Origin of the sequence: Rahnella sp. ATs2 (assembly GCF_051851855.1) — a bacterium.
Classification (GTDB): Bacteria; Pseudomonadota; Gammaproteobacteria; order Enterobacterales; family Enterobacteriaceae; genus Rahnella; species Rahnella variigena.
This window is the reverse complement of sequence record NZ_JBLYPL010000006.1, coordinates 185,641-207,207: the sequence shown is the minus strand read 5'-3', so window position 1 is coordinate 207,207 and position 21,567 is coordinate 185,641. Positions and strand designations below refer to the sequence as shown.

General features: G+C 52.1%; 18 protein-coding genes. 10 read left to right on the top strand and 8 right to left on the bottom strand.

Features of this window, described 5'->3' with window-relative positions; translation table 11 throughout:
- Positions 1–103 precede the first annotated feature (103 nt).
- Together ACJY2G_RS08120 and yieE are read right to left on the bottom strand one after the other, a co-directional pair.
- The gene (locus tag ACJY2G_RS08120; RefSeq protein WP_439291616.1) at positions 104–1,579 is read right to left on the bottom strand and encodes an amino acid permease; all 1,476 of its coding nucleotides are present in this window, start codon (positions 1,577–1,579) and stop codon (positions 104–106) included.
- 131 nt (positions 1,580–1,710) lie between these two features.
- Positions 1,711–2,583 carry a DNA-binding transcriptional regulator YeiE gene (gene yieE / locus ACJY2G_RS08115; protein ID WP_112287856.1) on the bottom strand — a complete coding sequence of 291 codons (873 nt, stop codon included), beginning with the start codon at positions 2,581–2,583 and terminating at the stop codon, positions 1,711–1,713.
- Positions 2,584–2,773: 190 nt separating this feature from the next.
- Here yieE and ACJY2G_RS08110 point away from each other — a divergent pair, with 190 nt between their 5' ends.
- Both ACJY2G_RS08110 and nfo read left to right on the top strand, forming a co-directional pair.
- Positions 2,774–3,886, top strand: coding sequence for a YeiH family protein (locus ACJY2G_RS08110; protein ID WP_439291615.1), 1,113 nt, complete (start codon positions 2,774–2,776; stop codon positions 3,884–3,886).
- Between the two features lie 89 nt (positions 3,887–3,975).
- The gene (nfo, locus tag ACJY2G_RS08105) at positions 3,976–4,842 is read left to right on the top strand and encodes a deoxyribonuclease IV (protein ID WP_439291614.1); all 867 of its coding nucleotides are present in this window, start codon (positions 3,976–3,978) and stop codon (positions 4,840–4,842) included.
- 286 nt (positions 4,843–5,128) lie between these two features.
- On the opposite strand, the gene fruA is transcribed toward nfo, so the two are convergent.
- The 3 genes from fruA to fruB are packed head-to-tail and all read right to left on the bottom strand — an operon-like array spanning position 5,129 to position 8,907.
- Positions 5,129–6,829, bottom strand: a complete 1,701-nt coding sequence (gene fruA / locus ACJY2G_RS08100; RefSeq protein ID WP_439291613.1) for a PTS fructose transporter subunit IIBC — start codon at positions 6,827–6,829, stop codon at positions 5,129–5,131.
- Positions 6,830–6,844: 15 nt separating this feature from the next.
- Positions 6,845–7,780: a 1-phosphofructokinase gene (gene fruK, locus ACJY2G_RS08095; protein WP_056778537.1), complete on the bottom strand. Its 936-nt coding sequence runs from the start codon at positions 7,778–7,780 to the stop codon at positions 6,845–6,847.
- Positions 7,777–8,907 carry a fused PTS fructose transporter subunit IIA/HPr protein gene (fruB, locus tag ACJY2G_RS08090; protein WP_113877475.1) on the bottom strand — a complete coding sequence of 377 codons (1,131 nt, stop codon included), beginning with the start codon at positions 8,905–8,907 and terminating at the stop codon, positions 7,777–7,779. Before fruB ends, fruK begins: the two co-directional genes overlap by 4 nt.
- Positions 8,908–9,399: 492 nt before the next feature.
- Between fruB and ACJY2G_RS08085 the strand changes: the two genes are divergently transcribed.
- The gene (locus ACJY2G_RS08085; RefSeq protein WP_129639022.1) at positions 9,400–10,614 is read left to right on the top strand and encodes a sugar efflux transporter; all 1,215 of its coding nucleotides are present in this window, start codon (positions 9,400–9,402) and stop codon (positions 10,612–10,614) included.
- Here the strand turns inward: ACJY2G_RS08085 and ACJY2G_RS08080 are convergent.
- Positions 10,611–10,865 carry a YkgJ family cysteine cluster protein gene (locus tag ACJY2G_RS08080; RefSeq protein WP_112287851.1) on the bottom strand — a complete coding sequence of 85 codons (255 nt, stop codon included), beginning with the start codon at positions 10,863–10,865 and terminating at the stop codon, positions 10,611–10,613. The two genes, ACJY2G_RS08085 and ACJY2G_RS08080, sit on opposite strands and share 4 nt — an antisense overlap.
- 245 nt (positions 10,866–11,110) lie before the next feature.
- On the opposite strand from ACJY2G_RS08080, the gene yeiP reads away from it, so the two are divergent.
- Both yeiP and ACJY2G_RS08070 read left to right on the top strand, forming a co-directional pair.
- Positions 11,111–11,683, top strand: a complete 573-nt coding sequence (gene yeiP, locus ACJY2G_RS08075) for an elongation factor P-like protein YeiP (RefSeq protein WP_112287850.1) — start codon at positions 11,111–11,113, stop codon at positions 11,681–11,683.
- Positions 11,684–11,977: 294 nt separating this feature from the next.
- Positions 11,978–13,447: a mannitol dehydrogenase family protein gene (locus tag ACJY2G_RS08070; RefSeq protein ID WP_113877473.1), complete on the top strand. Its 1,470-nt coding sequence runs from the start codon at positions 11,978–11,980 to the stop codon at positions 13,445–13,447.
- Between the two features lie 105 nt (positions 13,448–13,552).
- Here the strand turns inward: ACJY2G_RS08070 and ACJY2G_RS08065 are convergent, their stop codons facing one another.
- Together ACJY2G_RS08065 and ACJY2G_RS08060 are read right to left on the bottom strand one after the other, a co-directional pair.
- Complete coding sequence (locus ACJY2G_RS08065; protein ID WP_430319243.1) at positions 13,553–14,284, bottom strand: FCD domain-containing protein; 732 nt, start codon at positions 14,282–14,284, stop codon at positions 13,553–13,555.
- A gap of 249 nt (positions 14,285–14,533) precedes the next feature.
- On the bottom strand, positions 14,534–14,845 hold the full coding sequence (locus ACJY2G_RS08060) for a hypothetical protein (RefSeq protein WP_113877471.1): 312 nt from the start codon (positions 14,843–14,845) through the stop codon (positions 14,534–14,536).
- 211 nt (positions 14,846–15,056) lie between these two features.
- Between ACJY2G_RS08060 and ACJY2G_RS08055 the strand changes: the two genes are divergently transcribed.
- The 5 genes from ACJY2G_RS08055 to ACJY2G_RS08035 all read left to right on the top strand — a co-directional run bounded on the left by ACJY2G_RS08055 (position 15,057) and on the right by ACJY2G_RS08035 (position 21,560).
- Positions 15,057–16,040, top strand: a complete 984-nt coding sequence (locus tag ACJY2G_RS08055; RefSeq protein WP_439291612.1) for a CobW family GTP-binding protein — start codon at positions 15,057–15,059, stop codon at positions 16,038–16,040.
- A gap of 51 nt (positions 16,041–16,091) precedes the next feature.
- Complete coding sequence (locus ACJY2G_RS08050; RefSeq protein ID WP_439291611.1) at positions 16,092–16,805, top strand: phosphatase PAP2 family protein; 714 nt, start codon at positions 16,092–16,094, stop codon at positions 16,803–16,805.
- A gap of 427 nt (positions 16,806–17,232) precedes the next feature.
- Positions 17,233–17,808: a bifunctional murein DD-endopeptidase/murein LD-carboxypeptidase gene (mepS, locus tag ACJY2G_RS08045; protein WP_113877468.1), complete on the top strand. Its 576-nt coding sequence runs from the start codon at positions 17,233–17,235 to the stop codon at positions 17,806–17,808.
- Positions 17,809–17,974: 166 nt separating this feature from the next.
- Positions 17,975–19,558, top strand: coding sequence for a cyclic di-GMP phosphodiesterase (locus tag ACJY2G_RS08040; protein WP_244220224.1), 1,584 nt, complete (start codon positions 17,975–17,977; stop codon positions 19,556–19,558).
- A 196-nt stretch (positions 19,559–19,754) separates the two neighbouring features.
- The gene (locus tag ACJY2G_RS08035; protein WP_430319246.1) at positions 19,755–21,560 is read left to right on the top strand and encodes an extracellular solute-binding protein; all 1,806 of its coding nucleotides are present in this window, start codon (positions 19,755–19,757) and stop codon (positions 21,558–21,560) included.
- The last annotated feature ends 7 nt before the right edge of the window (positions 21,561–21,567 follow it).

Genomic DNA, 21,567 nt, shown 5'->3' with positions numbered 1-21,567 from the left:
AAAGCATGATGTTGTCCGCGTTGTTTTGCTGAATTGCAGACGTAAAAAAGCGGAGCCTGAGCTCCGCTAATTAACGATATGAATATTTCAAAATCCCAGCCGGTTACTTATCGACGTGATCCGGGAATTCCATTTCGCTGTATCTCACCACTTTGGTGCCTTTGGTCAGCTTGTAGCCGAACCAGATAATCAGGAACAGCGGCAGGCCGATGTAAGTCGCGGCCACGCCGTACCAGTCGATGGTGTCTTTCAGGAATGCCTGATAGTTCTGCCCCAGCGTAATAATCAGACACAACACAAAGGCAAACACCGGACCGAACGGGAAGAAGCCCGAAAGGTATGGCAGTTTTTTCAGGTCACGCCCCTGTGACACATAACCACGACGGAAGCGGTAATGGCTGATAGCAATGCCGAGCCAGGCAATAAAGCCGGTCATACCGGACGTGTTCAGCAGCCACAGGTAAACGGTCTGATTACCAAACATTGAGCTCAGGAAGCACAGCGCAGCCACAATCGTGGTGGCATACAGCGCGTTACGCGGTACACCGCCTTTCGACAGTTTGGCGAAAATGCGCGGTGCTTTGCCTTCGCTTGCCAGCGTAAACAGCATACGGGTAGACGCGTACATCCCTGAGTTACCGGCAGACAGCACGGCGGTCAGGATAACCGCATTCATCACCGCCGCCGCTGACAGCAGACCGGCATTACGGAACACCAGCGTGAACGGGCTGACCGAAATATCGCCGACTTCGTTACGCAGCAGGTTCGGATCGGTATAAGGAATGATCAGGCTGATGACCAGAATCGCCAGAATATAGAACAGCAGGATACGCCAGAATACCTGACGAACCGCACGCGGGATGTTTTTGCCCGGGTTTTCGGATTCACCTGCCGCGACGCCAATCAGTTCGGTGCCCTGGAAGGAGAAGCCGACGATCATCGCCACGCCTATCATCGACGCAAAGCCGCCTGCAAACGGCGCATCACCGATAGCCCAGTTATGCCAGCCAGCCGTTTCGCCGCCGCGCATAATGCCGGTGATCATCAGTACGCCCACGGCGATAAAGATGATGACAGTGACCACTTTGATCAGCGAGAACCAGTATTCCGCTTCGCCGAAACCGCGAACAGAAATGTAGTTCAGGAGGAAAATCAGGCCGAGGAACAAGGCGCTCCAGATCCAGCCCGGTGTGTCAGGGAACCAGTAGTTCATCACCAGTTGTGAGGCAACCAGGTCAACCGCGATGGTGACTGCCCAGTTGTACCAGTAGTTCCAGCCCAGTGCGAAACCGAAGCCTTCTTCTACATAGCGGGAACCGTAGGTGGAGAATGAGCCGGAAACCGGCATGAACGCCGCCAGTTCACCGAGGCTGGTCATCAGGAAGTACACCATGATGCCGATTAATGCGTATGAGAGCAGCGCGCCACCCGGGCCTGCCTGTGAAACTGTCGCACCGGATGCAACGAATAATCCCGTACCAATTGAACCGCCGATGGCGATCATCGTTAAGTGACGTGCCTTCAGCTCGCGACGCAGTGTGGGAGCCACCTGCGCATTTTTTGTAGGTTGTTGAGCCATTTTTTCCCTATATCCGCTCGTCATGTGGAAATTTAAGCGCGGATTGTAGCAAAACCTGCCGCTCTGAATAGCAGGAACGACCTGTTATAAGACACCTTCATAACAGGCCGTGGATCATTAGCGAAAGACCGTTATTGAACTTCACGGCAGTACGTTAAAAAACGCGATAACGCGCCGGAGATGTGTTTCTGACGATGATGTATAAGGTAAAGTTTGCGTACCAGCGGCGCGACCGGCAGGTGAATTTCCACCAGCGAGCCGCTGGCCAGCTGCTCAGCAATCACCCGCCGGGAGAGACAGCTAATGCCAATCCCGTGGCGGACGGCGTGCTTGATGGCTTCAGAATTACCCAGTTCCATCACCAGATTGAAATCAGGTAATTGCGGTAACAGCAAATGGTCGAGCACTTCGCGGGTACCCGAACCGCGCTCACGTAAGATCCACGGTTCACGCGCCAGTGATTCGAGCGAAACGACCTGCCCCGCCAGCGGATTTTCGGGGGCAACGAATACCACCAGCTCATCGTCCAGCCAGGGCTGAGTGATCAGCTCAGGCATCTGACAGGGGCCTTCGATCAGCCCCAGATCGACACGAAAATCCGCCACCGCATTGATGACGTCGTTGGTGTTGCCGACGTTAAGCTCGAGCGGCGTATGAGGAAAATCCAGCCGGTAATCAGCAATCATCCCCGGCAGCATATAGTTGCCAATGGTACTGCTGGCGCCAATGCGCAGCGAACCGTTGTCCTGATTAAACAGACGTTCGATTTCCCCCGCCTGTTCCAGCAATGCCAGGGCTTTCGGGTACAGCAGACGTCCGTGCTCATTAATCACCAGCCGCTTCCCGACACGGTCAAATAACTGCACGCCGAGCTGCCCTTCGATATCGGCCAGCGCCGCACTGACTGCCGATTGTGATAATGAAAGCACAACCGACGCCTGAGTGGTCGAACCGCTTTTCAGCACCTCGGCGAAAACTTCAAGTTGTCGCAATGTTATGTGCATAAATGTCCCGCTGTTCTCATGCGCCTGACTGCACGCTTGTTCTGTTTAGTATAGACCCTTGGCTTACAGGTCTCTTTTGAATGAAATTCTTATACCAGTTTTTCAGATAGGTTATAAAGTTATAATCAATTTCATTTTTATATAAGCGCGGCGTAGCCTTATGTCATCACTCCTGAACGAGGAACGGACGATGACCCAATTTTCACTCAATAAAAGCGACGCGCTTAAACATGATGTTGACCAGCCTGCGCTGCAAAAACGTGGCGGATATAGCCGCCTGCTGCCGGGCCTGGCCCTGACCGGTGCCATTACCGGGCTGGCGGTCTGGCTGAGTAATTTCCCGTCCCTGAGCCATCTCGGTCTCAGCGCGCTGACACTGGCGATTGTCATCGGCATGGTCGTCGGCAACACGGTTTATCCGGCCGCCAGACCCTGGTGCGACAGCGGCGTTACACTGGCAAAACAACGCCTGCTGCGTCTGGGGATTATCTTGTACGGTCTGCGTCTGACGTTCGCGCAAATCGCCGACGTCGGCGCAACCGGGATCCTCATCGATGCCCTGATGTTGTGCTCCACCTTCGCCCTTGCCTGCTGGCTGGGACAACGGGTATTTAAATTAGACCGTGATACGTCGATGCTGATCGGCGCAGGCAGCAGTATTTGTGGTGCTGCCGCTGTGATGGCGACCGAACCGGTGCTGGATGCCAAAGCAGAAAAAGTGACCGTCGCCGTCGCCACTGTGGTTATCTTCGGAACGGCGGCCATCTTCCTGTATCCATGGTTATGGCATCTGAATGAGCAATATCACTGGCTGAATTTTACCGCGTCACAGTTCGGGATTTACACCGGTTCGACGGTGCATGAAGTCGCGCAGGTGGTAGCCGCCGGTCAGGGTGTCAGCCCGGACGCTGAAAATGCGGCGGTGATCGCCAAGATGATCCGCGTGATGATGCTGGCACCGTTCCTGTTGCTGCTCTCTGGCTGGAAATCACGTAAAGAGGTTCAGCACGGCGGTCAGAACGGTGGTATGCGCAATATCACCATTCCTTGGTTCGCCCTGTTGTTTATTCTGGTCGCGGCGTTCAACTCGCTGGATATCCTGCCGCACAACTGGATCCCCCCGCTGATTACGCTGGATACCGTGTTGCTGGCGATGGCGATGGCGGCGCTGGGTCTGACAACGCATATGAGCGCCCTGCGTCAGGCGGGTCTCAAACCGATGCTGCTGGCGGCAATACTGTTCATCTGGCTGATTGTCGGCGGTGCGGGTATCAACCAGCTGGTTCATCATCTTTTTGGCTGATGTTGCGGCTTTTAACATTCCGATGCTGCGCCTCCTTCACGGAGGCGCTATCATTCGTGAATAAACGCGATGAAAACTGAGGAGCAAAAATGAAGTTTGTGGGAGCACACGTCAGTGCAGCCGGTGGTGTCGATCAGGCGGTATTGCGCGCACATGAGCTGGAAGCCACGGCTTTTGCGCTTTTCACCAAGAATCAGCGTCAGTGGAAAGCCGCACCTTTGCCAGAAGATGTGATTGAAAAATTCAAACTGGCTTGTGAAAAATACGGCTACAAGAGCAACCAGATTTTACCGCACGACAGCTATCTGATTAACCTCGGACATCCTGTGACGGAAGCGCTGGAAAAATCCCGTGAAGCTTTCCTTGATGAATTGCAGCGCTGTGAGCAGTTAGGTCTTTCACTCCTGAATTTCCATCCGGGCAGCCATCTGATGCAAATCGAGGAAGACAAATGCCTCGAGCGGATTTCTGAATCCCTGAACATTGCGCTGGATAAAACCAAAGGCGTCACTGCCGTTATCGAAAATACCGCCGGTCAGGGCAGCAATCTCGGTTTCCGCTTCGAACATCTGGCGAAAATTATCGACGGCGTGGAAGACAAAAGCCGCGTCGGGGTCTGCATCGATACCTGTCACGCGTTTGCGGCCGGTTACGATTTGCGCACGGCAGAAGAATGCGAGAAAACGTTTAAACATTTCGAAGAAGTTGTGGGCTTTAAATACCTGCGCGGTATGCATCTGAACGATGCGAAAAGTGAATTCAACAGCCGCGTTGACCGTCATCACAGCCTCGGTGAAGGGAATATTGGCAATACCGTGTTCAGCTGGATGATGAAAGATGTCCGCTTCGACGGTATCCCGATGATCCTCGAAACCGTCAATCCTGATATCTGGAAAGATGAAATCGCCTGGCTGAAAGCACAACAGACAGCGGATAACGACGAAGCCGCCGCTTAAGATATAGCATTTTCATGCGCTGTCATTGAGTAGGATTTCGGTCAGCTCCCTCCCCTGCGAAGGGGAGGGTTGGGGTGGGGTATTAAGGTCAAAAACGAAAGCTGAAGTGTGCATGGGCAAGGATGTGAGTCCTTAAAACCCCCTCCCCGCCTCCCCCTTCGCAGGGGGAGGCGTAAAAAAACAGAAAGACTCAGCTCCATACTCTCTTTTCTTTCGCAGGGGGAGGCGTAATAAAAAAGGCGCGACATACACATGTCGCGCCTTTCTGTTATTTACAGCCTGCTGATTATGCCGCGGCTTTCGCAGCTAACGCAGCATCTGAACGTTTGAGAATAGCGTAAGCACCGCCGGCCAGAACGGTACCGGCGATAATCGCCACCAGATAACCCAAGATCGGAGTGATTGCACCCGGGATTAACAGCACGAACAGACCGCCGTGTGGCGCCATCAGTTGTGCATGGAAGGCCATTGACAGAGCACCGGTCAGTGCGCCACCTGCGATACAGCATGGCAGAACACGCATCGGGTCACGGGCTGCGAACGGAATGGCACCTTCAGTAATGAAGCACAGACCCAGCACCATGGCAGCCTTGCCGCCTTCGCGCTCGCCCTGCTCGAACTTCTTACTCGCCAGAATCGTTGCCAGACCCATTGCCAGCGGTGGCACCATACCGGCAGCCATGATGGCAGCCATCGGGCCGTACACGGAAGAACTCAACAATGCCACGCCGAATGCGTAAGAGGCTTTGTTTACCGGGCCCCCCATGTCGGTACACATCATCGCACCGAGGATCGCGCCGAGCAGAACCGCGTTCGCTGTACCCAGAGATTGCAACCAGTTAGTCAGGCCAACCATGATTTTAGCGACCGGCGTACCAACGATATAAATCATCACCAGACCGGTAATCAGGCTCGCGACCAATGGAATGATCAGGATAGGCTTCAGGGCTTCCATACTTTGCGGTAATTTCAGCTTGCCGCTGATAGCTTTCGCCACATAACCCGCCAGGAAACCGGCGATGATACCGCCAAGGAACCCTGCACCCGTGCTCACTGCCAGCATACCGCCGATAAGACCCGGCGTCAGACCCGGACGGTCAGCGATGGAGAAGGCAATAAAGCCCGCCAGAACAGGTACCATCAGAGCAAAGGCTGAACCACCACCAATTTGCATCAGCGCCGCAGCCAGCGTGCCTTTCACTTCAAAGGCTTTGATACCAAACACGAATGAAAGCGCGATACACAAACCGCCCGCCACAACCATTGGCAGCATGTAAGATACGCCGGTCAGCAGGTGACGATAAGGCCCGGTGCCGCCCGCTTCTTTTTTCTTCGCACCTGTTGCCGCGCCCTGAGATTTCGGTTCAAAAACTTCAGCTTCAACCAGCGCTTTATCCAGTTCCTGTTTGGTCTTTTTCAGTGCCAGACCAGTAGAAGTGCGGTACATCGGCTTACCGGCAAATTTAGCCAGATCCACTTCGATATCAGCCGCGACAATCACCAGATCGGCCGCTGCAACTTCTTCAGGCGTGATGGCATTGCCCGCACCCACGGAACCGCGGGTTTCGACTTTTACCCACCAGCCACGTTTTTTCGCTTCACTTTCAATGGCTTCAGCAGCCATAAAGGTATGTGCTACGCCGGTCGGACACGCAGTCACAGCAACAATGCGTTTTGGACCGCTGGCAGCCTGAGCAGCGACAGCAGTAGCCACCGGAGCAACATAAGGTTTGGCTTCGGTCAGCGCACGTTGCAGGAATGCCTGCGGATCACGTACAGCATCCGCCACATCACCGGTATAAATATTTTTGCCCGCCAGTGCGGCGTCGTTTGGCACAGTTTCACCGGCAACAATGACGACTTCAGCGTCAGCGGCCTGTTCAACCACCTGATGCCCTGCCTTCACAGCAGCGGCAGCAAGCAAATTTTTCGCCAGATGGCTGCGAGCCTGTCCGAGCGAACTGTCTATCATCAGCAGCGTTTTCATTCTGCCTCCTGGGGATTAAAAGGGTTTCAGGTCAACACGGGCCATCATCGCCGCGAGCTGCGGACGATCGGTGACACCGACATTACTCTGGCTGACAGCCAGCGCGGCAACAGCCGTTGCCAGTCGCAGCGTATGTTCACTGGATTCGCGCATCAGTAAGCCGTAGATCAGGCCACCGACCATGGAATCACCGGCACCCACGGTGCTGACTACTTCACAGGCTGGCGGTTTAGCAATCCACGCACCGGATGCGTTAACCCACAATGCCCCTTCTGCGCCCAGTGAAATCACCACGTGGGCAATTCCCTGATCACGCAAGGCATGCGCAGCTTCTACCACATCGCTCAGTTCCGGCAATTTACGGCCAGCCCAGATTTCCAGTTCGCGACGGTTTGGTTTGACCAGCCACGGTGCCGCTTTCAGACCGGCGACCAGCGCTTCACGGCTGCTGTCAAAGATGATGCACGGACACTGCGCACGCAGGCGTTTCATCCAGTCGGTGAACGCGTCAGGATCAACGCCCGCTGGCAGGCTGCCACTGACGGCAACCATGTCAAACTGACCCAGCCAGGACAGAGAATCCGTCACGAAACGCTCCCAGTCGGCAGGAGTGACGTTGAAACCGGAGAAGTTGAAGTCGCTGACTTCGCCGTCTTTTTCGGTCAGTTTCACGTTGATACGGGTACGGCCATTCACCACCTGGAAGCGGTTAGCAATGCCCAGATCGCTGAATAACAGCTGGAACCCGTCCTGATTTTCTTTACCGAGGAAACCACCCACGGTGACGTCGATGCCGAGATCTTTCAGCACTTTCGCTACGTTGATGCCTTTACCTGCGGCGTGCAAACCAGTGGTTTGCACCAGATTGACTTCACCGCGTTCGATTTCCGGCACATAGCCGACTAAATCGTACGCCGGGTTTAAGGTAATTGTGGCAACTCTGCGGCTCATGCGCCCTCCCCAAGACCTTCTGAAATAGCTTCACCGATGGTTTTCAGCGCCAGTTCCGCGTCTTCACCTTTGGCGGTAAAGCGCAGGTGATGACCTTTTTTCACGCCCAGCGCCACGACTTTCATCAGGCTGCGGCCGTTGGCAGGTTTACCGCTGCCATCAAGATTCGTCACTGTGATTTCGCTGCTGAACTGTTTGATCACGTTCACCAGTGCAGTACCCGGACGGGCATGCAAACCGTGTTCGTTACGGATAACGTATTCCGCCGTCAGCACGTTGGCTTGTTCTTCGACTTCGCTGGTCAGCAATGCCAGCACACCCACAGGATCTGCCGTCAGCAAGCGTTCAGCTTTATTCGCTATCAGCAAATCACTGAGGTAATTCAGAATATTGAGCGGCTGATCATCTGCGACTGAAATCGTCAGCAACAATGAGACTTTTTCGCCATCGAGATCAAAGGCCTGCTTCGCACGGCTTACCGTTGCTGCACTTTTCAGGTTGCCTTCGGTGCTGTCACTCAGCCAGATGCCCTGCCCGAGGTTCAGCGGCTTACGGCTGATAACGTCGCTGACAAAAGCAGTATCCACTGCGCCGATCTCTTTCAGACGACCCGCGTTCAGCGCCTGTAAGGTGATCAGGTTTTCAGCAGCCACATCGACCGCGATCAGCTGAGTATCAAACAGGAATTCAGCGGCATTCTTTTCGCCCATCAGCAGGCTGCGTAATTCTTCAGCTGAATCTGTTTTTGCCAGACGGTCGGCCACGCTGTCGTCGCTTAAGACGTGCGTCAGCTGACGCAGCAAACCGAGGTGTTCGTCAGAACGCGCTGCGATACCGATAACCACATACGCGGTCTGGCCTTCGCCCCACGCAATACCCTGCGGGAACTGGAAAACTTGCACGCCGGTATCGAGCACCAGATCACGGGTATCAGTAGTGCCGTGAGGAATAGCGATGCCGTTACCCAGATAGGTAGAGGTTTGCAGCTCACGCGCTAACATGCCGTCTACATAGCCTTCGCTGACGCGACCGGCCTGTGTCAGTGCTGCTGCAACCTGGCGAATTGCTTCCTGCTTGTCGCTGGCAGCCGCACCGAGATGAATATCTTGCTGTGACAGTTGGAACATAATTCTCCTCTCCTGCTGAAATTGAATCGTTTCAGCTTTACTGAGAAAAAAGGAGCGCCATCAGATTTCATGAGAATAGCTGACAACGCTGAAACGTTTCAGGAAGTCTTAATCGGGGCTGTTTTTAAATCAAGCTTTCCCTGATTTTGCGTGACAATTTTTTGATGCTACGCACAGTTTACTTTCTAAACCCTTTCCGAAACAGATGATTTAACGTAAATGCTGAAGTCAGGCTGACGCGAAAAGCTGACGTAAGCTGAACCTCATTTGTGGTGACTATTTGGGTGGATATCAGAAACCTCGCCTGGTTGTTTTTGACACAAAGTGCGGTTTTATTATTCAGTATGGCAAATTCACTCCGGTTTACATTTTTGATGATCAAAACCTGTTTTTGTTTTTTTTAAACTGACGTAACATTCGCGCAAATTTCGTCCCCTTCCCGACTTCTGGTCCATATAACCCTGGTCCACATAACCCTGGTTCACATAACTCATGCGAATTTCTACAACGTCAGCCCGCCGTTTACCCGACATGACGTCGACCGCTTTTCTGATCATCGCTTTTCTGACCGGCATTGCCGGCGCTTTGCAGACGCCAACGCTGAGCCTGTTCCTGACATCTCAGGTTCACGTCAGTCCGTTCATGGTCGGGATTTTCTTCACCGGCAGCGCGGTGATCGGCATTTTCGTCAGTCAGTTGCTCGCGACGTGGTCGGATAAACGTGGCGACCGCAAAACGCTGATTTTGTATTGCTGCATTCTGGGGGCGCTGGCCTGTGTACTGTTCGCCTTCAACCGCAATTACTTCATCCTGCTGTTGATCGGCGTATTGCTGTCGAGCTTCGGTTCCACCGCCAACCCGCAGATGTTTGCTCTGGCGCGTGAGCATTCTGAAAAGACTGGCCGTGAAGCCGTCATGTTCAGCTCTATTTTACGCGCCCAGGTTTCGCTGGCCTGGGTCGTCGGCCCGCCGCTGGCCTTCGCCCTGTCGATGGGCTTTGGTTTTACCTTCATGTACTGCGCTGCCGCGCTGGCGTTCCTGCTTTGCGGAGTGATGGTATATATGTTCCTGCCCTCCATGCCTAAAGCACACATCAAAACCACGGCGACGCTGGAAGCGCCCCGTCGCAACCGTCGGGACACGCTGATGCTTTTCATCGCGTGTTCACTGATGTGGGCAGCTAACAGTATTTATCTCATCAATATGCCGCTGTATGTGGTGCGTGAATTAGGTCTGCCGGAAAAACTGGCGGGCGTGCTGATGGGCAGTGCGGCGTGTCTGGAAATCCCGACCATGCTGATTGCCGGATATCTGGCTAAACAGCTGGGGAAACGCTTCCTGATGCGTTTTGCGGTAGTCGCAGGGGTGATTTTCTACGGCTGTCTGTTGTTTACCACCGGCGCCGCCATGCTGATTGCTTTACAGCTGCTGAACGCGATTTTCATCGGCATTCTGGCCGGGATCGGCATGCTGTATTTTCAGGATCTGATGCCGGGCCAGGCCGGTGCGGCGACCACGCTGTTCACCAACTCCACCCGTGCGGGCTGGATCCTTGCCGGTTCTCTGGCGGGGGTGATTGCGCAGTTCTGGACATACCATGCTGTGTTTTATGCCGCACTGGCGATGGTGGTAGGTTCGGTGTTGTGTATCTGGAATGTGAAAAATGTCGATAAACCGGCAGAAGAAACGCCGGAAGCCGTCGCTTAAGGCGCGGTATCCGCTTCGAGCTTAATCAGATAAGTCAGCGCCTGGTCGCGATGGGTAAAACACATTTCGCGGCTGGCCTGTAAACTGGCGCACACTTTCGGGCGCAGCGGCGAGGTGAAAATCTTGCACATGAAATTATCAGCCAGTTGCACGCAACGGGTATTCGCCGGTTTGCCGTCAGGCATTCCGGGTATCGGGCTGGAAATTGAAGGCGCTATGCAACAGGCTCCGCAATCGGTACGACAGTCCATCAACAGCCTCCTCAGGCCTCATTTTGAGGCGCGACAATAGCAGGCGGTGATATGCGCCACCAGCGAAATATTTACTATCCTTTAACAGGCTATACCGAACATTTTTTACGCAGGCAGAACACACGCAAAAAATGCGTCAGAAAGCGGGTTTTTCGCGACTCTTTTTGCGCTATCTGCTTGCCTGAAATCAGCGGCGCGGGTAACGTGTCGCAAATTATTTATCTCTCTGCTGACAGGTTATTTATATGGCACGTGCTAACGAAATTAAACGCGGCTTCGTTGTGAACTACGACGGCAAATTGCTGCTGGTTAAAGATATTGATGTTCAGAGCCCAAGCGCCCGTGGTGCCAGCACCTTGTACAAAATGCGTTTCGCTGATGTACGTACTGGCGGCAAAGTAGAAGAACGCTTTAAAGGCGACGATATTCTGGATACCGTCAGCCTGACCCGTCGTAAAGTGAACTTCTCTTACGTCGATGGCGACGAATACGTATTTATGGATGATGAAGATTTCACACCATACACCTTCAATAAGGCGCAGATCGAAGACGAACTGCTGTTCATTCCTGAAGAAGGTTTACAGGGTATGCAGGTTCTGACGCTCGACAGCCAGCTGCTGGCGCTGGAAATGCCACAGACGGTAGATCTGGAAATCGTCGAAACGGCACCGGGCATCAAAGGCGCGTCAGCCAGCTCCCGTACCAAACCGGCAGTGATGGCAACTGGCCTGAGCATTCAGGTGCCGGAATATCTGAGTTCCGGCGATAAAATTCGCATTCATATCGCAGAACGCCGTTATATGGGCCGCGCGGATTAATCAGCGCCCTGCCTTGTCCCGCCAGGTTTGTCGCCAGGTAAGTTTGAAGGAACGCTCCGGCGTTCCTTTTTTATTGCCCTGATTTTGCCGTTAATGCGGCAGACTCTCGATCTGCATCACAAAATCAGTGGTCGTCCGGACTTACCAATTCCCCTTTCTATCATATGACTTTACACTCTAAGCCCTGATTTCGGCTTAAATCGTCGCTTTATCCAGCACAAAATTGAACTGACGGGTAAACTGCCCCAATTTGGCCTGACCAATTATTTATTTCTGACTTGCCTGGAGTATTGCATGAAAACTATTGCCACAGCGTCTCTGCCCGCAGCAGTGTCATTGCCAGCTTATGATCGCGATGCACTGAAAAGCCGCATCGTTCATCTCGGCTTTGGCGCATTCCACCGTGCCCACCAGGCGCTGCTTACTAACCGCGTCTTAAACCTTCAGGGCGGAGACTGGGGCATTTGCGAAATCAGCCTCTTCGGTAATGAAGCGTTGATAAAAAGTCTGCGTCAGCAAGATCACCTGTTTACCGTGCTGGAGAAAGGGGCGGAAGGCAATCAGGCGATTATCATTGGCTCTGCTCATGAATCTGTCCACGGCGGTATCGACGGGCTTGATGCCGTGCTGGAAAAACTGACCGAACCTCAGGTGGCGATTGTTTCCCTGACCATCACCGAAAAAGGTTACTGCATTGAGCCGGGAACGGGTGAACTTGATCTGCAAAATCCGAAAATTCAGCAGGATCTGGCCGGTGGTCAGGCGCCATGTACTGCGCCGGGTGTGTTAGTTGAAGCGCTGCGTCTGCGTCATGAACGCGGTCTGCCTGGCTTCACCGTTTTATGCTGCGATAACATTCCTGAAAATGGTCTGGTAGTGAAAAACGCCGTGCTGGGTATGGCGAAAGCACGCTCTGCAGAACTGGCAAAATGGATCAGCGAAAACGTCTCTTTCCCGAGCACCATGGTTGACCGCATCGTTCCGGCAGCCACAGAAACCACACTGGAAGAAATCACCGAAGCGCTCGGTGGTGTCACAGACCCTTGTGGTATCGCCTGTGAACCCTTCATCCAGTGGGTGGTAGAAGACCACTTCGTCGCAGGTCGTCCGGACTGGGAAAAAGCCGGTGCGCAGATGGTGTCCGACGTTCTGCCGTTTGAGCAGATGAAACTGCGTATGCTGAACGGCAGTCACTCTTTCCTCGCTTATCTGGGTTATCTGGCCGGTTATCAGCACATCAATGATTGTATGGATGACGATAACTATAAAGCCGCGGCGCATCACCTGATGCTGCATGAACAAGCGCCGACGCTGAGCGTTGAAGGTGTGGATCTTACCGCCTATGCCGACAGCCTGATTGCACGTTACAGCAATCCGGCGCTGAAACATCGCACCTGGCAAATCGCGATGGACGGCACGATGAAACTGCCGCAACGTATGCTCGATTCGATCCGCTGGCATGTGAAAAACGGGGGTTCTTATGAATTGCTGGCGCTGGGCGTGGCGGGCTGGATGCGTTATGTCGGTGGCACCGATGATGCCGGTCAGCCTATTGAGATTAAAGATCCGATGGCGGAAACGCTGGCAGAAATCGTCGCCTCTACCGCGGATGGCGAAGAACGCGTGAAAGCGCTGCTGGCGCTGAACGGCGTTTTCGGTGAGCAATTGCCACAGGAAGAGAAAGTGGTACAGGCTATTCAGGCCGCATATGCTGATCTGCAAAGGATCGGCGCGAAGAAAACCGTGGCTAAATACGTGGGTTAAGTCAGTACAGTGAGACGACTTAACGCGACATGACTATCGGTTAAAGAATATCGGTAAATATTGAACGGCTGCTCAGGCAGCCGTTTTTATTGGTGCTGCCGCCTCTCAGTCATTCAGCTCTGAAGGAACGGACGAAAACAGGAAACCATCAAAGGACGGATCGTCAGCGTCAGAAACCTGCAACAGCATATCTTTTACGTTCTCCAGATGCTGCCACATCGCCTGTTTCGCCGCTTTAGGATCCCGGCGTAAAACAGCCTGCAGAATGGTCTGATGATCCTGCAACCAGGTCTGATGGTAGCTTTTATCAACAACATGCTGATGGATCCCTTCCCACATCGAACTGCGCTGGCGGATCTGCCAGAGGTCATCGACCAGTTTTACCAGCACACTGTTCTGCGATGCCTGTGCCAGTAAAGCGTGAAACCGCTGGTCCTCCGCTTCGTCTGTCACGCCACGGGCAATGCAATCACGCTGGGCTTCAATCGCATCGCGCATCTGCAAAATATCCGTTTTCGTCGCCTGCATGGCGGCAAATGCGGCGACTTCGCTTTCCAGCAACTGACGCGCCTGCAGCAATTCGAACGGGCCGTAGCCGCTGTCAGCCAGTTCCGGCTGCGTGTTTTCAGGCTGATTCAGCACATACACACCCGAGCCTTTGCGCACTTCCACGATTTTCTCGAGCTCAAGCATGATCAGCGCTTCACGCACCACGCTGCGGCTGACGGAATAGGATTCTGCAATATCACGTTCAGGAGGAAGACGATCGCCGGACGTATATTTTCCGGCATGGATATCACGGCGCAAATGACCGCCAATTTCCTGATAAAGTCGCATATTTTCGCCCCTGTCTGTGACACGCACTCAATTGGTCTGACAACTGATGACATGCACTGATGCCTGAAATAAGAGAGAAAATTATAACATGTCGGCACAAAGGGAAAGGACGGGAGATGAAAACTGACGGCCCGATCAAAACAGGGCCAGCCAGTTTGCGAAGTTGTCCGACCAAATCAAGATAGATTGCGTTATCACGATCATTGTCCGGCGCGAAATGCATTAAAAATGTTAATTATTTACGGGTATTTAGTTATAGCTTACCGTGACCACTGCAAGATGAGGATCATTGTTGATATGCTTTGTGGTGACCTGTCCGAGAGACAGAGGCAGCGCAAAAGAAGAAGGTGTTTGCACATTCAACGTGTGAACTTGCGACACCTGTTTTCCACCGCGATCACAGTCGCTGATCACTCTGTTACTTGCGGCCTTGAAGTTACATCCCCCTTCAACAATTGCCCCAGTGAAATGTATGATGCCGCCTGTAGCAGCCGCATTGGCAAACTGAATCGTCCCTGAGGCCACAACTCCCAAAAACAGTAAAGCAGTCATTCTGTTCATGGTGACACCCCATTGTAATTATAGAATTTAAAATTCACGCAACCGCCATTTAACATTAATACATCTAATGGAATTTACATGGCGAACGGCAAAATAATTTATTGCCCTTTCGGGCTGAATTAAGCAATCCATGTTATTCATCGGCACAAAACTGGATTTTCTTAACCGGTCGCTGCAAATTGATGGGTGAATTTTTAAAAGGATGTGACCCATGACCAAAACCAACCTGATCACCGGCTTTCTGGGAAGCGGTAAAACCACCACGCTGCGCCACCTGCTGACGCTGAAGCCTGAAGGTGAAAAATGGGCCGTGCTGGTCAATGAGTTCGGAGAGATTGGAATCGATGGCGCGCTGCTGGCGGACAGTGGTGCAGTATTGAAGGAAATCCCCGGCGGATGCATGTGCTGCGTTAATGGCTTACCGATGCAGGTCGGGCTGAACATGTTATTGCAGCAGGCAAAACCTGACCGGCTGCTGATCGAACCCACCGGCCTGGGTCATCCGAAGCAAATCCTTTCTTTATTAACCTCTGACGTCTACAGCAACTGGCTGACGCTGAATGCCACTTTGTGCTTGCTCGATCCGCGCCAGCTGAGTGAACAGCGCGTGATTGAAAATGAAAACTTCCGCGACCAGCTTGCCGCAGCGGATGTGATTATTGCCAACAAAGCGGATGTGACGCAGGAAAGTGACCGGCAGGCGCTGGAAAAATGGTTCAGCGAACATGGCCGTGAACGCCGCCTGGTGGTGGCTTCTCAGGGTGAGATTGCCCCTGCCCTGCTGGATTTACCGCGCCTTAATCACACCGAATTGCCTGACGGCCAGCATCATCATGCTCATATATCAAAGCGCGGACTGGCGGCTCTGAGTCTGCCTGAAAAGCAGCGCTGGAGACGTGCGCTCAATGAAGCCGGCGGTTTTACCAGTTGCGGCTGGATATTTGATGGCGAAACGGTTTTTGACACCGCGGGCATACTCGACTGGGCACGAGCCGCGCCGGTTGATCGCGTGAAAGGCATCATTCGTATTAATGAAGGCGCGCTGATGATTAACCGCCAGGGCAATGATTTGGAAATCGAAACAAGGTCAATGGCGCCGTTAGACAGCAGAATTGAGCTCATTACGCAAAATGAAACCCAGTGGAATGTTCTACAATCGTCTTTGTTGAGGCTTCGTTTAAGTTGTAAGGATTAAGTTAACGTCCATTACTATAATCGTTACCCTGCTAAGAATAGGTCTTCATATATGTGGCGCCGAAATATTCCTGCAATCCTGGTACTCAATGTATTAGGTGTTGCTCTTTTTCTGTCTTTCTATTTACCTGCAAACCACGGTTTCTGGTTCCCGATTGATAAGTCGATCTTCTTCTTCTTCAACCAGCATCTGGCCACTGACGCGTGGTTCCTGCATCTGGTCGCAGTGACCAATAACCGTGCCTTTGATCTGATTTCATTGCTGGCCATGGGTTTGCTCTATCTGAGCTATTTCCTGAAGCAGGACACCGCCGGGCGCCGCCGTTACATCATTATTGGTTTCGTGATGCTGCTGACTGCCGTGGTGCTTAACCAGCTCGGTCATTTACTGCCGGTCAGTCACAAGAGCCCTTCGCTGAGCTTCCCGGGTGTAAACCGTGTCAGCCAGCTGACCGGTATCCCGACAAAAGATGCGTCATCTGACAGCTTCCCCGGCGACCACGGCATGATGCTGATTATTTTTTCCTGCTTTATGCTGCGCTATCTGAGTAAATCAGCCTTCTTTATTGCCCTGATGATCACCATCATTTTCTCGCTGCCGCGTGTGATGATTGGCGCACACTGGTTTACAGACATTGCCGTGGGTTCAATGTCAGTCGTCCTGGTCGGCGCAAGCTGGTGGCTGATGACACCGGCCAGCGATCTGTTGATTAACTGGCTTGAGAGCAAACTGCCGGGTAAAAAAATTCCTAAAACAACGGCGTAATTTTACATTCATACAAATAAATTATGGTCAGACGGATGTTGATGATCTGCCTGACCTTTTTTTCATACAATTCCCGGATATACTTTGCTGAAATTTGCACGTGGAACCCGCTTGTGACGCGGTTTTAACCCAAATTAGTATATAAATCACCCATTGTTTTTAACATCTTTACTTACATCGGCTTACATCACAATTTCTTATAAAAAATCCCACAAAACCTCTCGCAATCCCTTATTCATTACGGTACTCTCCAAATCGCCCGCATAGAAATGTGACAAAAACACCCGTATTGAAGGAAAAAACGTGCTCTAACGCACATTTTACCCGTCTGGTATTTGTCCCAGCTAATGGTGGCAGGTAGTCTCGCTTCGTTTGGCAATTTTAATAACGATTTCATCGTTAAGGACAGCAAGGGATAACAACAATAATGGTCAAGTCTCAACCGTTTATGAGATATATCACGCGGATGATTCCCGCAATTGGCGCAGCAATTCTTCTCTCTGCGTGTAGTGGTATGCATTCTTCGAACACAGAAAGCGCACAAACTGATATGCGTGCAGTAAATGACAAAGATGGTCTTCTACTGCAAGCCTCTCAGGATGAATTCGAAGCAATGGTTCGTAGCGTCAACGTTAAATCCAAAATTATGGATCAGTACGCTGACTGGAAAGGCGTTCGTTATCGGTTAGGCGGCGACAGCAAGCGTGGTATCGATTGCTCAGCGTTCGTTCAGGTAACATTCCGCGAACAATTTGGTATGGATCTCCCTCGTTCGACTTATGAACAGGAAGAAAAGGGCAAGAAAGTTCAGCGCACGAAATTGCGTCCGGGTGATCTGGTTCTGTTCCGTGCAGGTTCTACAGGCCGTCACGTCGGTATTTATTTAGGTAATGATCAGTTTGTTCATGCATCTACCAGCAACGGTGTGATGATTTCAAATCTGAAAGAGTCCTACTGGAATGCCCGTTATCGTGAAGCAAGACGAGTTTTAGCTAACGGTTAATCCCGTTAACTTATGATTTAGTTCTTGTTGTCCTATGCCAAGCGAATAAAAAAACGTCATCTCCGGATGGCGTTTTTTTATGCCTGTAATAAAGTGTATTTAGTGTCTGATGTTTTTTTGACTACGTTATACTTTTATTTCCTCGGCGAGAGAAAGGGCAAAACATATGGGTTTAAAAACGGCGTTAACACACACCGTATTACCCAAGCGCCGATATTTAAAACAAAGCATCCTTTTTTCAGCTCTGTTTTTTATTTTTTTTACTGCCGTCACCCTGACCGTCATTAAAACCAATACCCTTCGCGAGCAAGAACAAATCGCACAGCGAACCGCCCGTTATGCGGCTGACTATTTACATCAACTCTCCGACACGATGGGTAAAATTGCATTACTCACGGATGAGCCCTGCAACTCCATTGCGGGTGAATTAAATCGATATGCCGCATTCAGCGTAGGTGTGCGTGATTTTCAGCTGGTGCGCGATGGAATAGTTTTTTGTTCTTCTGCCTCCGGCAACCAGAGTATTCCCGCCAACAGTTCACTGCATGACATCAGTTTCGATAAAACGATGAGTATCGACCTGCAAATGGGGACGCCCGCCGTGCCTAATCGCGCGGTGATCATCGTCTGGCAGCGCAATCCCGGTGCGCATAATGATGGCGTGATTGCCACGCTCGAACTTACACTCTCGCCTTATATGCTGTTTGCTCAATCGGGTTCGGGTTATCGGGGATTCGCCTTGCTGGTCGGGGATTCAGCACTGATCTCAGCCCAGGATCAGCTGGTTCCAGTGAGTAAATTACCGGACAGCCATTTTACGGAGGCAAAAATTGAAGGCTATCCGTTTACCGTGCGTCTCTACTCCCCTACCCTGACCGGTGATGGCGTGCTGTTTACAATGTCCGGTGGATTGCTGCTCAGCCTGATGGTGTGCGCCCTGATTTATCACAGCCTGCTAAACCGCCATGATGTTGAGCGCGTGATCCTGCGTGGTCTGAAAAATAAAGAGTTCTTTGTTGAATACCAGCCGGTTATCGATTCAAAAAGCCTGAAAGTGACCGGCGTGGAGGCTCTGCTACGCTGGCAGCACCCGATTGAGGGCCGTATCCCACCGGATGTTTTTATCGGCTACGCCGAAAATCAGGGGCTAATCGTCGAACTGACCCAACACATGATGGCGCTGGTGGCGGCGGACGCCCATACCCTGCAGCATGCTTTTCCTGAACACGCAAAACTCAGTATTAACATTTCTCCTCATCATATGAATAAAATCAGTTTTCATGACGATGTGATGAATTTTATCGAGGCTTTACCGGAGAATGCTTTTCAGGTGGTGTTTGAAATCACTGAACGCGGCATGATTGATACCGAAGGTGCGTTAAGGGAATTTAACTGGCTGCGCCGTCATAAGATTGAAATCGCCATCGATGACTTCGGCACCGGCCACAGCGCCCTGATTTATCTTGAGAAGTTTACCCTGGATTATCTGAAAATTGACCGCGGTTTTGTAATGTCTATCGATCAGAAAACCCTGATTGCGCCGGTACTGGATACCGTCCTCAGGCTCACGGAAGAACTCAAGATCAAAACTGTTGCTGAAGGCGTCGAAACTGAGATGCAGGCAGAATATCTGCGCAATCACGGCGTGACCTATTTGCAGGGATATCTGTATAGCAAGTCGTTAGGCGTACCCGAGCTTCTGGTCTTTATCCGGGATTTCAATGAGAAAGATGCCACCTGGCAGATTTGACCTGCATCAGCCCCGCATCTTTTGTGCCATTTTTCTTTTAGGCGTCTGCATCCGGTTGTGATAAAAAGGCCGGAATCAGGGATGAAATCTATGGCTGATGCGTTACAAGGTCTTAGCGATCAATTGATTAAGCCCGAACAATAATCTGCGGCATTGCCGCACGATGCTCTCACCCTCACAGGAGTGCTGATTCAGGATGTTTTCTCGCGTGTTTGCCGGTGTGCTGTGCCTGCTGAGCCTTAGCGCACAAGCCGAAGTCATACAGGACAGCTATGCGTTTGCCATTTTGGGCGAACCTAAATACGTCTCTAACTTCACCAGTTTTGACTACGTCAATCCTGCCGCGCCGAAGGGCGGACAGATTACGCTGGCCGCTATCGGCACCTATGACAACTTTAACCGCTTCGCCTCACGGGGCAATCCGGCGGCACGCAGCGGCTCGCTTTACGACAGTCTGTTTACCACTTCCAGCGATGAAATCGGCAGTTATTACCCGCTGATTGCCGACTCAGCCCGTTATGACAGCCAGTACCGCTGGGTCGAAGTGGACATCAATCCGCGCGCACGTTTTAACGACAACACGCCAATTACCGCCAGCGACGTGGCATTCAGCTTCAAAAAGTTCATGACCGAAGGCGTACCGCAATTTCGTGTGGTTTATAAAGGTGTGGAAGTTAAAGCTATATCACGTCTGACGGTGCGGATGGTCTTGCCGAAACCGGATAAAGACATGATGCTCGGCCTGCTGGGTTTGCCTGTTTTGCCTCAGGTGTTTTGGGAAAAACATAAATTCAACGAACCGCTGAGCACGCCGCCACCGGGCAGCGGGCCTTACCGCATCAGCGATTATAAGCTCGGTCAGTACATCACTTATTCGCGAGTTCCTGACTACTGGGCGGCCAATTTACCGGTAAACCGCGGGCGTTATAATTTCGATACCATCCGCTACGACTATTATCTGGATGATAATGTCGCGCTGGAAGCCTTTAAATCCGGTGCTTTTGATTTCCGTATGGAATCCTCGCCAAAAAACTGGGCAACACAGTATCAGGGCGGCAATTTCAGCAAAAATTTCATCGTGAAAGCCGATGAAGAGAACCAGGCCGCGCAGGATACACGCTGGCTGGCTTTCAATCTTCACCGCCCGCAATTTGCCGACCGCAAAGTGCGTGAGGCCATTACTCTGGCGTTCGATTTTGACTGGATGAACAAGGCGCTCTATTTCGGTGCTTATCAGCGGGTGAACAGCTATTTCCAGAATACCGAATATGCGGCAAAAGATTATCCGAACTCTGCCGAACTGGCCTGGCTCGGGCCGCTGAAAGGTCAGGTGCCTGCGGAAGTTTTCACCTCGCTGTATCAGCCGCCACGTTCCGATGGCAGCGGCAATGACCGCGCCAATCTGCTGAAAGCCACAGCACTGCTGAAAGAAGCGGGTTGGGAAGTGAAAAATCAGGTGCTGGTGAATTCTAAAACCGGCAAGCCGTTTACGTTTGAACTGCTGCTGCCGGGCGGCGGAAACTCGCAGTACGTGTTGCCGTTCCAGCATAATCTGCAACGTCTCGGCATCAAAATGTCGATCCGCGAAGTAGATAACTCGCAGTTCGTGCGCCGTATGCGCCAGCGCGATTACGATATGATCCCGACGGTTTATCCTGCGACGTCTTATCCGAGCAGCGATTTGCGGATTTACTGGAATACCCAATATCTGGATTCCACGTATAACAAATCGGGTATCAGCGATCCGGCCATTGATAAACTGACCGATGAAATTGCTGCGAATCAGGGCAAACCCGACGCGTTGTTAGCGCTCGGACATGCGCTGGATCGCGTTCTGACCTGGAATAGGGTGATGATCCCGATGTGGTACACTAATCATGAACGCTATGCGTACTGGGATAAATTCTCGATGCCAGCTGTCGCCCCGTCCAACGGAATGGAACTCGACACATGGTGGTACGACGTAAACCGCGCAGCCCGTTTACCTGCGCAACGCCGCTGAGGAGCAG

Excerpts from the sequence above, each read along its gene's own strand:
- ACJY2G_RS08120 (WP_439291616.1), bottom strand. The coding sequence starts at position 1,579 with ATGGCTCAACAACCTACAAAAAATGCGCAGGTGGCTCCCACACTGCGT.
- yieE (WP_112287856.1), bottom strand. The coding sequence starts at position 2,583 with ATGCACATAACATTGCGACAACTTGAAGTTTTCGCCGAGGTGCTGAAA.
- ACJY2G_RS08110 (WP_439291615.1), top strand. The coding sequence starts at position 2,774 with ATGACCCAATTTTCACTCAATAAAAGCGACGCGCTTAAACATGATGTT.
- nfo (WP_439291614.1), top strand. The coding sequence starts at position 3,976 with ATGAAGTTTGTGGGAGCACACGTCAGTGCAGCCGGTGGTGTCGATCAG.
- fruA (WP_439291613.1), bottom strand. The coding sequence starts at position 6,829 with ATGAAAACGCTGCTGATGATAGACAGTTCGCTCGGACAGGCTCGCAGC.
- fruK (WP_056778537.1), bottom strand. The coding sequence starts at position 7,780 with ATGAGCCGCAGAGTTGCCACAATTACCTTAAACCCGGCGTACGATTTA.
- fruB (WP_113877475.1), bottom strand. The coding sequence starts at position 8,907 with ATGTTCCAACTGTCACAGCAAGATATTCATCTCGGTGCGGCTGCCAGC.
- ACJY2G_RS08085 (WP_129639022.1), top strand. The coding sequence starts at position 9,400 with ATGCGAATTTCTACAACGTCAGCCCGCCGTTTACCCGACATGACGTCG.
- ACJY2G_RS08080 (WP_112287851.1), bottom strand. The coding sequence starts at position 10,865 with ATGGACTGTCGTACCGATTGCGGAGCCTGTTGCATAGCGCCTTCAATT.
- yeiP (WP_112287850.1), top strand. The coding sequence starts at position 11,111 with ATGGCACGTGCTAACGAAATTAAACGCGGCTTCGTTGTGAACTACGAC.
- ACJY2G_RS08070 (WP_113877473.1), top strand. The coding sequence starts at position 11,978 with ATGAAAACTATTGCCACAGCGTCTCTGCCCGCAGCAGTGTCATTGCCA.
- ACJY2G_RS08065 (WP_430319243.1), bottom strand. The coding sequence starts at position 14,284 with ATGCGACTTTATCAGGAAATTGGCGGTCATTTGCGCCGTGATATCCAT.
- ACJY2G_RS08060 (WP_113877471.1), bottom strand. The coding sequence starts at position 14,845 with ATGAACAGAATGACTGCTTTACTGTTTTTGGGAGTTGTGGCCTCAGGG.
- ACJY2G_RS08055 (WP_439291612.1), top strand. The coding sequence starts at position 15,057 with ATGACCAAAACCAACCTGATCACCGGCTTTCTGGGAAGCGGTAAAACC.
- ACJY2G_RS08050 (WP_439291611.1), top strand. The coding sequence starts at position 16,092 with ATGTGGCGCCGAAATATTCCTGCAATCCTGGTACTCAATGTATTAGGT.
- mepS (WP_113877468.1), top strand. The coding sequence starts at position 17,233 with ATGGTCAAGTCTCAACCGTTTATGAGATATATCACGCGGATGATTCCC.
- ACJY2G_RS08040 (WP_244220224.1), top strand. The coding sequence starts at position 17,975 with ATGGGTTTAAAAACGGCGTTAACACACACCGTATTACCCAAGCGCCGA.
- ACJY2G_RS08035 (WP_430319246.1), top strand. The coding sequence starts at position 19,755 with ATGTTTTCTCGCGTGTTTGCCGGTGTGCTGTGCCTGCTGAGCCTTAGC.